This is a genomic window from Blastochloris sulfoviridis, from assembly GCF_008630065.1.
Taxonomy (GTDB): domain Bacteria; phylum Pseudomonadota; class Alphaproteobacteria; order Rhizobiales; family Xanthobacteraceae; genus Blastochloris; species Blastochloris sulfoviridis.
Genome location: NZ_VWPL01000010.1, coordinates 115,864 through 127,341 on the forward strand (window position 1 = coordinate 115,864; position 11,478 = coordinate 127,341).

Sequence of the window (11,478 nt, forward strand, 5' to 3'; positions counted from 1 at the left end):
TTTGTCGGGTTCCAAACAGGATTGTGTGCGCCGCAACACGGGGCGCAACGGTTCTCGTTCTGTGCCGCCCAAGCACCTAGGGAAGGATCGCGTCATAGTGTCATGCGACATCTTACGGATGAACGCCGCACACAGAAGTGGCGAGTTGTTTTCGAACGGACGTCCAGGGATTCCGCTGAGTTTGGTTTGCGAACGACTTGCGGGATCCGCGAACTAGTCTGCCGGCGCTAGGTTCTTCCCCCAATCGGCGGCCTCCGGCAACGGTCTAGCCAAAAAGTGGACATGGACATGCCAACGTCACAGGCACTATAAGCGCGGCGTGGCGTTGCGGTGGGCAGCGACCCCCGCGAGTGGACGCGATGCTCGTTCGGAGCAGGTCGCGCGATGCGCTTTACCCATACGGACTTGGCACATGAACGCAAAGTATCCCGGCATTCCCAGCGTAATTCACGGCAACGGCGCGGTTGCCCAGGTCATGGGCCACGTCTGCGGCGGCGTTATCGGCTATCCGATCACCCCGTCCACCGAGATTTCCGAGATCTATGAAGCGTTCCGCGCCGGCGGCGGCTGCAACGTCTGGGGCAAGCACCCCTTCTTCTTCGAGCCCGAGGGCGAGCACTCCGCCCAGTCGGGCGCGCTCGGCGCGGCGCTGACCGGCGGCAAGTACGTCTCCAACGCCTCCTCCTCGCAGGGCATCCTGTACGGGCTTGAATCCCACTACGTCACGGTGGGCAAGCGCGTCGGCGGCTTCGTGCTGCAGGTGGCCGCCCGCGTCGTCACCAAGCACTCGCTCAACGTGATGGCCGGCCACGACGACGTCTATGCGCTCTTGCAGTCGGGCTACACCATCCTGTTCGGCTCCAACCCGCAGGAAGCGGCCGACCTCGCCGCCATTGCCTATAAAGTGAGCGCCAACTCGCTGATCCCGGTCGCCAACGCCATGGACGGCTTCGCCACCAGCCACATGATGTGCGAAGCCCTGATGCCGGAGCCGGAACTGCTGCACGAGTTCTTAGGCGACCCGGCCGGCCGCATGCCCTGCCCCACCGTCGCCCAGGAGATCCTGTTCGGCGCCAAGGGCCGGGTGTTCCAGCTCAAGCAGTATCTCGGCAAGCACCAGGGCGATTTCGCCGGCGACGCCTTCGTCAAGATCAAGGAGTATCTCGACACCTACGCCTCGGTGATCGAGTCCGACAATGACGGCGGCCTGATCGAGGCCACGCTGCGCTGGATCCCCGAGGAGCTGCAGGGCCAGTGGCGCCGCCAGTGGCTGAACGCCTTCGAGAAGGGCACCCGCCAGCGCGTGCCGGCGCTGGTCGACATCAACAATCCCGGCCTCACCGGCGGCGTGCAGAACCAGCCCGACTTCCAGGCCGGCTCGGTCGACCACCGCACCCACTTCGTCGCCGAGGTGCCGCGCTTCGTGCGCGAGGCCATGGCCGAGTACTCCGCCCTCACCGGCCGCGAGTACAAGCCCGTCCACACCTTCATGTGCGAGGACGCCGAGCACGTGGTGGTCGGCCTGGGCTCGGTCACCGACGACGCCGAGGCCGTCGCCACCTATCTGCGCAGCCAGGGCAAGAAGGTCGGCGTGGTGTCGGTGAAGCTGCTGCAGCCGTTCCCGGAGGCGGAACTGGTCGCAGCATTGGTCGGCAAGAAGGCCGTCACCGTGCTGGAGCGCTCGGACGTCACCGCGCTCACCAGCTTCGTCACCCAGGCGCTGTTCAAGGGCGTCGAGAACGCCGCGGGCGAACGCCACCCCGGCATCCCGGCCATCAAGACCCTGCCCAAGATCACCACCGCGATCTTCGGCCTCGGCGCCCACGATTTGCAGCCGCGCCACCTCGTCGCCGCCTTCAAGAACATGGAGACGAAGAACGCGCCGTTCGTCTATCTCGGCTCGCAGTTCTTCGCCAAGAACCCCTCGCCCAAGCTCGCCGCGCTGCAGGAGCGGCTGAAGGCCGCCTATCCCGACACCGAGCTGATGGCGCTCGAGACCGAGCCCAACCCGAACCTGCTGCCGCCCTCGGCCTTCCGCATCCGCTTCCACTCGGTCGGCGGCTACGGCACGGTGGCCACCGGCAAGCTGCTCACCGACATCCTGGCCGGCGTGCTCGACCTGCACTCCAAGGCCGCGCCGAAATACGGCTCCGAGAAGAGCGGCGCGCCGACCAACTACTACATCACGCTGAGCCCCGAGACGGTGAAGCTGACCAACGCCGATCTCGAGGACGTCGAGATCGTCGTGTCGCCCGACCACAAGGTGTTCAGCCACGCCAATCCGCTGCGCGGCCTGGTCGAGGGCGGCACCTTCGTCCTGCAGTCCAACCTCTCCCCGCTCGACGTGTGGAAGGAGCTGCCGGAGCGCGCCCGCAAGACCATCCGCGACAAGAAGATCAAGATGTTCATCGTCGACGGCTTCGCGGTGGCCAAGCGCCACGCGCCGACGCCGGAGCTCGAGACCCGCATGATGGGCATCGCCTTCATCGGCGCGGTGTGCGGCAAGGTCGACCGCATCACCGCCGGCGCCTCGCTGGACACCATCCTCACCAAGGTGCGCCAGCAGATCGCCAAGAAGTTCGGCTCCAAGGGCGGCGCCGTCGTCGAAGGCAACATGGCGGTGATCAAGGAGGGCCTGGAGGCAACCCAGGCGCTCGACTACACCTTGCCGGAGTTCGCCGCCGTCGAGGCCGAGACCACAGCCAAGGCCGCCCGCACCGTCGCCATCTCGGCCGCGATGTGCCGCACCGGCGGCATCGCGCCGAGCGAAGGCTTCTTCGACCGCGAATACTATGACGAGATGATCGCCGCGCCGTTCCGCGACGGCACCATCGCCGAGGCCCCCGTGCTGCCCGGCTCGGGCATGTTCATTCCCGCCGGCTCGGCCGCGTGGAAGGACAAGGGCCTGTTCCGCCGCGACGTGCCGGAGTTCGACCCCGACCTCTGCACCGGCTGCATGGAATGCACGCTGGTGTGCCCGGATGCCGCCATCCCCAACACCGTCCACGACATCCAGGACCTGCTGGCCACCGGCATCAAGCACCTCGACGTGCCGGAGGCCCAGCGCGACGCGCTGCGCGGCCAGCTCTACCCGCTGGCCGAGGCGGTGCGCGAGGTCTATCGCGCCACCAAGGATGCCATCGCGTTCGACGCGGCGGTGGCCGAGGCGGCTGCCAGCATCGACACCGACAACGCCACGCTCAAGCGCAACCTCGGCCGTCTCGCCGAGACGCTGGCGCTGTTCCCGGTGGCCCGCACCCGGCCGTTCTTCGACGCCATGGAGAAGGACAAGCCCGGCACCGGCGGCCTCTACTCGGTCGCCATCGACCCGTGGAAGTGCTCGGGGTGCCTGGAGTGCATCGACGTGTGCGGCCCCGGCGCGCTGAAGGAGCGCCAGCAGGACGCTGCCCTGCTCGACACGCTGCAGGCGCGCTTCGAGTTCCTCAGCCACACCGCCAACACGCCCACGCGCTTCACCGACAGCGCGCTGAAGGAGGGCGGCGACACCAAGCGGCTGATGCTCGACCGCGCCAACTACTACTCGACCACCGGCGGCCACGGCGCCTGCCGCGGCTGCGGCGAAGTCACCGCCATCCGCCTGGTGCTGGCGTCCAACCACGCCATCCAGACCAGGCGCCGCAAGGACCATCTGCGCGAGCTTGAGGCGCTGATCGACCGGCTCAAGGCCAAGCTGGCCGCCGTGCAGGACGACGCCGCCCGCCGCGAGCGCATCTCGACCGTCATCGCGACGCTGGAGAAGCGCCAGTTCCTGCTGGAGAGCGGCCCGACCGGCAACGGCCCGGCCTCGGCGGTGATCGCCAACGCCACCGGCTGCTCGTCGGTCTACGCCTCGACCTTCCCCTTCAACCCCTACAACGACCCGTGGGTGAACTCGCTGTTCCAGGACACCCCGGCGGTCGCCAAGGGCCTGTTCGAGGGTCTCACCGCCTCGGCGGTGGACGACGTCAAGGCGCTGCGCATCGCCAGGCTGGAGCTGGCCGACGCCTATGATTCCGGTCTCTACGACAAGGCCTACAGGACGCTGAGCTGGAAGGACTTCACGCCGGACGAGATGGCGCTGCTGCCGACCGTGGTGTCGATGGGCGGCGACGGCGCCACCTACGACATCGGCTTCGGCGCGCTGTCGCGGCTTCTCGCCACCTCGACCCCGGTCAAGGTGGTGGTGCTCAACACCGGCGTCTATTCCAACACCGGCGGCCAGACCTCGACGGCGAGCCTCACCGGCCAGGACTCGGATCTGTCGCGGTTCGGCGCCGCCCACCCCGGCAAGCAGGAAGACCGCAAGGAGCTCGGCCTGATCGCCGCGTTCCACCCCAACGTGTTCGTGGTGCAGACCTCGACCGCGATCCAGGGCCACTTCCTGAAGAGCGTGATGGAGTATCTCAACCACTCCTCCTCGCCGGCGGTGCTCGACGTCTACACCCCCTGCCAGGCCGAGCACGGCATCGCCGACGCTGCGGCGGCGCGCCGCGCCCGCCTCGCCGTCGAGAGCCGCATGAGCCCGGTGTTCGTCCACGACCCGCGCCAGACCGGCCTCAAGAGCCGCTTCTCGCTCGACGGCAACCCGGACGTCGACAAGGACTGGACCACCACCACCCTCACCTATGTCGAGGATGGCCAGACCAAGCTGATGCAGGTGCCGCTGACCCCGGCCGACTTCGCCCGCGACGAAACGCGCTTCATGAAGCAGTTCCGCAAGCTCAAGGACGACACCAATGCGGTGGCGATCCACGAGTATGTCGAGCTGCCGCAGGCTGCGCGCGCCGGCAAGGCGCCGTTCGTGTGGGGAACCGACGACAACCGGCAGCTCATCAAGCTGGAGGTGTCGAGCGCCATCGTCCACCTCGTCGAGGAGCGGCGGAAGTACTGGCGGACGCTGCGCTATCTCGCCGGCCGCGAGATCGAGAAGCTCGACGCCGACCACCGCACCGAGCTGGCGGCGCTGCAGTCCCGCTACGAGCAGGCGATGACCGAGAAGGAGTCCTCGCTCGACACCATCGCCCGCGCGATGAGCGAGCTGGCCGCCGCCTCCTCCGCCCCGGCCAACGGCGCGCTGGCCCAGGCCCTGTCGCCCTTCGGCGGCGCGGCGGCGGCACCGGCTGCGGCTGCGGCGGCACCGGCCGGCGCCAACGGCTCGGGCGCCGGCGTTCCCTTCATCCATGACGAGGACGTCGAGAAGTGCACCAACTGCAAGACCTGCTACCAGCAGGTCTCGGAGATCTTCGAGAAGACCGTGATCATGGTCGACGGCGCCGCCAAGGAGGTCGCCCACACCATTCCGGGAGCGCTGGAGAAGGTGTCGGTGACGCCGGATCTCAAGAGCCGCGTGGCCCGGGTCGCCGCCAACTGTGATGCGGAGATCATTCGATGAGCACCACCTCCCCCCAAGGGGCCTCCAACGAGGATCTCGTCCGTTACGCCCGCACCGCCAGCACGCTGGAGGCGAGCCGGAGCGAGCTTGCCCAGCTTGAGCAGACCGCCGCGGTCGAGCTGTTCAACAAGCAGCTCGACCTGCTCAAGAAGCGCCTGCTCGGCGATCCCAAGTCGCTGCGCTCGATGTTCGTCGCCGACGGCGTTACGGCCATCGCCTGGGAGTTCCAGCAGGAGGAGCTGAGCGCGGCGTTCACCAGGACGCTGTGGCAGCTGCTGCTGCGCGACGACGAGATGAGCGTGGTGCTGTTGCGCTTCATCTGGGGCATGCCGCTCAAGTTCAAGCGCAAGTTCATCAAGGCGATCGACGACCACCTCGCCGACCGCTACCCGATGTTCAAGGGCCTCTCCGAGGGCTGGCCGGGCGAGACCTTCATCCCGCCCTACATCCGCCCGCCCGAGGAGCGCTCGGTCGACTTCGAGCTGGTGAACACCGGCTATCTCGGCTACCGCGCGCTCGGCTATTCGACCCGCGAGGTCGAGCTGTTCGTGTGGCTGGAGGTGCTGCGCGACAAGCAGTGCGCCGACAAGCCGTGCGAGCTTGGCGTGCTGATCCACGGCAAGACCGACCCCAAGGGCGGCTGCCCGGTCAAGATCCACATCCCCGAGATGCTGGACCTGCTCGGCCAGGGCAAGTTCCGTCAGGCCCTGGAGCTGATCGAGAGCTGCAACCCGCTGCCGAACGTCACCGGCCGCGTCTGTCCGCAGGAGCTTCAGTGCCAGGGCGTGTGCACCCACACCAAGCGGCCGATCGAGATCGGCCAATTGGAATGGTTCCTGCCCGAGCACGAGAAGCTGGTCGGCCTGTCGCCTGAGGAGCGTTTCGGCGGCGTGGTGTCGCCGTGGGCCAAGGCCGAGAAGCCGCCGATCGCGGTGGTGGGCTCCGGCCCCTCGGGCCTGATCAACGCCTATCTGCTCGCGGTCGAGGGCTATCCCGTCACCGTGTTCGAGGCGTTCCACGAGCTGGGCGGCGTGCTGCGCTACGGCATCCCGGAATTCCGCCTGCCGAACACGCTGATCGACGACGTGGTCAAGAAGATCAACCTGCTCGGCGGCCGGTTCGTCAAGAACTTCGTGGTCGGCAAGACCGCGACGCTCGACGACCTCAAGGCCAACGGCTTCTGGAAGATCTTCGTCGGCACCGGCGCCGGCCTGCCGACCTTCATGAACGTGCCGGGCGAGCACCTGCTCGGCGTGATGTCGGCCAACGAGTTCCTCACCCGCGTCAACCTGATGCGGGCGATCGACGACAAGTACGAGACCCCCCTGCCCGACACCAAGGGCAAGGAAGTGTTCGTGATCGGCGGCGGCAACACCGCGATGGACGCGGCGCGCACCGCCCGGCGTCTCGGCGCCAACGTCACCATCGTCTATCGCCGCACCAAGAGCGAGATGCCGGCCCGCGTGGAAGAGCTGCACCACGCGCTCGAAGAAGGCATCAATCTCAAGGTGCTGCGCGCGCCGAGCGAGTTCCTGGGCGACGACAAGACCCACTTCGTCACCCACGCGATCCTCGACGTCAACGAGCTCGGCCCGCCCGACAAGTCGGGCCGCCGGGCGCCGGTGAAGACCGGCGAGACCGAGCGCGTGCCGGTCGACCTCGTGATCATGGCGCTGGGCAACACGGCGAACCCGATCATGAAGGACGCCGAGCCCACCTTGAAGGTGTCGAAGTGGGGCACCATCGAGGTCGAGCCGAAGACCAAGGCGACCTCGATCCCCGACGTCTATTCGGGCGGCGACGCCGCGCGCGGCGGCTCCACCGCCATCATGGCGGCGGGCGACGGCCAGGCGGCGGCGCGCCAGATCGTCGGCGACATTCCGTTCGACGCCGCCGAGATCAAGGACCGCGTCGAGAAGGCCGCCCGCTACACCGAGCTGGGTCAGGTCGCCCAGACCATCGTCGACAAGATCCCGCTCGCCGGCGGCATCGTCGAGTTCAAGGTCCGCGCGCCGATGGTCGCCCGCTCGGCCAAGGCCGGCCAGTTCGTCCGCGTGCTGGCCTGGGACGACGGCGAGCTGATCCCGCTGACGCTGGCCGACTGGGACGCCGAGGAAGGCACCATCGACCTCGTGATCCAGGGCATGGGCACCTCGACGCTGCTCATGAACAAGATGGCGATCGGCGACGCGTTTGCCGGCATCGCCGGCCCGCTGGGTCAGGCCAGCGAGCTGCACAAGTACGGGCCCGACCAGACGGTGGTGTTCACCGCCGGCGGCGTCGGCCTGCCGCCGGTGTACCCGATCGCCCGGGCCCACCTCGAACTCGGCAACCACGTCACGCTGATCGCCGGCTTCCGCTCCAAGGACTTCCTGTTCTGGACGGGCGAGGACGAGCGCATGGGCAAGCTGAAGGCCAAATGGGGCGATCAGCTCGACGTGATCTACGCCACCAATGACGGCACGTTCGGCCTCAAGGGCTTCGTCACCACGCCGCTCGAAGAGATGCTGAAGAACGACAAGACGTCGAAGGGGCGCAGGATCGCCGAGGTGATCACCATCGGCCCGCCGATCATGATGCGCGTGGTCTCCGACCTCACCAAGCCGTACGGCGTGAAGACGGTGGCGAGCCTCAACTCGATCATGGTCGACGCCACCGGCATGTGCGGCGCCTGCATGGTGCCGGTGATGATCGACGGCAAGCTGGTGCGCAAGCACGCCTGCATCGACGGGCCGGAGATCGACGCCCACATCATCGACTGGGACAAGTTCCTGCCGCGCTTCGGCGCGTTCAAGACCCAGGAGCAGCGCTCCAAGGAAGCCCACGGCCTGGCGTGAGGCCTGAGGCGTCATCCCGGCCGGCGCACCGCGCCGCGCCGGGATCGTCCTCCGCGCTTCGTCGTCCCGGGCAAGGCGCAAGCCAAGCCCGGGATCGTCCTTCGTGCTTCGTCATCCCGGGCGAGGCGCAAGCCGAGACCCGGGATCGTCCTCCGTGCTTCGTCATCCCGGGCGAGCATCAGCGAGACCCGGGATCGTCCTCCGCGCTTCGTCGTCCCGGGCAAGGCGCAAGCCAAGCCCGGGATCGTCCTTCGTGCTTCGTCATCCCGGGCGAGGCGCAAGCCGAGACCCGGGATCGTCCTCAAGAAAAGACACCCCGTCCTGAAAACGGTCCCGGGTCGCGCGGCTAAAGCCGCTTGCCCGGGACGACAGCCTCTTCCCGTCACCCGCGCGACACCGTAGGGCGCAAAGCGCCAGCGTATTGCGCCGAAGGGACACGCGTCATAAGCGGCGGCATACGCTTCGCGATCCCGCCCTACGAAGCCCCGCGCTTCGTCATCCCGGGCGAGGCGTGAGCCGAGACCCGGGATCGTCCTCCGCGCTTCGTCGTCCCGGGCGAGGCGCAAGCCAAGCCCGGGATCGTCCTCCGTGCTTCGTCATCCCGGGCGAGGCGCAAGCCGAGACCCGGGATCGTCCTCAAGAAAAGACACCCCGTCCTGAAAACGGTCCCGGGTCGCGCGGCTTTCAGCCGCTTGCCCGGGACGACAGCCTCACCCGCCCGAGACCGGCAGGATCTCCTCCGACGGCGGCAGGATGGACGCGCCGTCGGTACGCGGCACCGCGAAGCGCCGGTAGAGCCGCATATTGCGCGGCAGCGGCCGCACCGGCCGGCCGGCCAGCACGTCCTCGGCCGCGCCCACCGCCTGCACCAGCGAGCGGTCGTCGAACGGCTTGAGCAGGCAGCCCAGCGCATAGGCTTCCGCCGCGCGGTCGGGCGCGCTGCCGGTGACGAACAGGCAGTCGATGCCGCGCTTGCCGAGCGCGGCGGCCACGGCCACGCCGGAATAGCCGCCCATCAGGTGCAGGTCGACCAGCGCCAGATCCGGCGGGCGCACCGCGTCGACCCGCAAGGCTTCCTGGAAATCGTCAGCGACGCCGATGACGTTGTAGCCTGCGCCCTGCAGAATCTCGGCGGCGTCGAGCGCCACCATGATGTCGTCTTCGACCACAAGGATGCGGAGGGACCTGTTTCCAATCATCATACAGCACAATTGGGCACATTGCCGGTTCCGGCAATTCGAAGACAACCGGACCGGACTGACGTCGTTCCGTACTCAGCTTTACGTATTCATCCTCAAGCCTGCCGAGTCGGCGGTCGCGGGCCTCAAGCTTGCTGAGTCGGCGGTTGCTGGCCGCAAGCATCCGCCGCCCCGCCGCACACCCGCATTCCCTTTGGGAATGTCGTCCTCCACGTCACGCCGCTGTTGACCGCGCCGCCGCAGCGGCGTTCATTAGGTGTTTCCCCCAGCCGACGAGGATGACATGCCGGTCGTCAATCGAGTCGCGGCCCTGACGGAAGAGATTTCCGCCTGGCGCCGCGATTTCCACCAGCACCCCGAGCTGCAGTACGACGTGCATCGCACCGCCGGGCGGGTCGCCGAGCGGCTCGCCAGCTTCGGGGTCGACCAGGTGGTGCCCGGTGTCGGCCGCACCGGCGTGGTCGGCGTCATTCACGGCCGCCGGCCGGGCACAGGCCGGGTGGTGGCGATGCGCGCCGACATGGACGCGCTGCCCATCGAGGAGGCAACCGGCCTGCCCTACGCCTCCACCACGCCCGGCAAGATGCACGCCTGCGGCCATGACGGCCACACCGCTATGCTGCTGGGCGCGGCCAAGTACCTCGCCGAGACTCGCAATTTCGACGGCACGGCGGTGGTGATCTTCCAGCCCGCCGAGGAGGGCGGCGCCGGCGCCAAGGCGATGATCGACGACGGGCTGATGGAGCGCTTCGGCATCCAGGAGGTCTATGGCATGCACAACATGCCGGGCCTGCCGGTGGGCGCCTTCGCCACCCGGCCGGGGCCGCTGATGGCCTCCGCCGACCGGGTGTTCATCGACATCGAGGGCAAGGGCGGCCACGCCGCCCGGCCGCACGCGACCGTCGACACCGTGCTGGTCGGCGCCGCCATCGTGCAGATGCTGCAGTCGGTGGTGTCGCGCAATCTCGATCCGCTGGATTCGGGCGTGGTGTCGATCACCATGTTCCAGGCCGGCCACACCGACAACGTCATCCCCCAGACCGCCCACCTGCGCGGCACCGCCCGCGCCCTGACCGCCGAGGTGCGCGACCTGCTGGAGGCCCGCATCGCCCACATCGTCGAGGCCACCGCCCGCATCTACGGCGCCACCGCCCGCGCCGACTACCGGCGCGACTATCCGGTGCTGCGCAACCACCCGCGCGAGACCGAGTTCGCCGCGGCGGTGGCCCGCGAGATCTCCGGCGACGACCGCGTGCAGGCCAATGCCGCGCCGGTGATGGGCGGCGAGGACTTCGCCTTCATGCTGGAGAAGCGGCCGGGCGCGCTGATCTTCGCCGGCAATGGCGAGCATTCGGCGAGCCTCCACCACCCGGCCTACGACTTCAACGACCAGCTCATCCCGGCCGGCGTGTCGTTCTGGGTGCGGCTGGTGGAAACCCGCCTGCCGGCGGTGGGATAGCGCGGCATCCCGGGCGACGCCGTAGGGCGCAAAGCGCCAGCGTATTGCGCCGATGGGGCGGCGGGCGCCGGGCAGCAGCGCGGCGGGATACGCTTCGCGATCCCGCCCTACCAAGCCCCGCGCTTCGTCATCCCGGGCGGAGCGAAGCGAAGACCCGGGATCGTCTGCAGGACAAGACACCTCTTCCGGATGACGGTCCCGGGGCGCGGGCCTTCGGCCCTTGCCCGGGACGACGCCCGTTATGACACGTCGTCATCCCGGGCGGAGCGAAGCGAAGACCCGGGATCGTCTGCAGGACAAGACACCTCTTCCTGATGACGGTCCCGGGTCGCGGGCCTTCGGCCCTTGCCCGGGACGACGCCCGTTATGACACGTCGTCATCCCGGGCTGAGCGAAGCGAAGACCCGGGATCGTCTGCAGGACAAGACACCTCTTCCGGATGACGGTCCCGGGGCGCGGGCCTTCGGCCCTTGCCCGGGACGACGCCCGTTATGACACGTCGTCATCCCGGGCGGAGCGAAGCGAAGACCCGGGATCGTCTGCAGGACAAGACACCTCTTCCGGATGACGGTCCCGGGGCGCGGGCCTTCG

The 11,478-nt window shown here is 68.3% G+C and carries 4 protein-coding genes; 3 read left to right on the forward strand and 1 reads right to left on the reverse strand.

Features of this window, described 5'->3' with window-relative positions:
• Nucleotides 1-412: 412 nt before the first annotated feature.
• Nucleotides 413-5,392: a 2-oxoacid:acceptor oxidoreductase family protein gene (locus F1193_RS07890; RefSeq protein WP_150097133.1), complete on the forward strand. Its 4,980-nt coding sequence runs from the start codon at nucleotides 413-415 to the stop codon at nucleotides 5,390-5,392.
• Nucleotides 5,389-8,229, forward strand: a complete 2,841-nt coding sequence (locus F1193_RS07895; RefSeq protein WP_150097134.1) for a sulfide/dihydroorotate dehydrogenase-like FAD/NAD-binding protein — start codon at nucleotides 5,389-5,391, stop codon at nucleotides 8,227-8,229. The genes F1193_RS07890 and F1193_RS07895 overlap by 4 nt, the downstream gene beginning before the upstream one ends.
• A 710-nt stretch (nucleotides 8,230-8,939) precedes the next feature.
• Here the strand turns inward: F1193_RS07895 and F1193_RS07900 are convergent.
• Nucleotides 8,940-9,431, reverse strand: a complete 492-nt coding sequence (locus F1193_RS07900) for a response regulator (RefSeq protein ID WP_150097135.1) — start codon at nucleotides 9,429-9,431, stop codon at nucleotides 8,940-8,942.
• 280 nt (nucleotides 9,432-9,711) lie between these two features.
• Between F1193_RS07900 and F1193_RS07905 the strand changes: the two genes are divergently transcribed.
• Nucleotides 9,712-10,887 carry a M20 aminoacylase family protein gene (locus F1193_RS07905; RefSeq protein WP_150097136.1) on the forward strand — a complete coding sequence of 392 codons (1,176 nt, stop codon included), beginning with the start codon at nucleotides 9,712-9,714 and terminating at the stop codon, nucleotides 10,885-10,887.
• Nucleotides 10,888-11,478 lie beyond the last annotated feature (591 nt).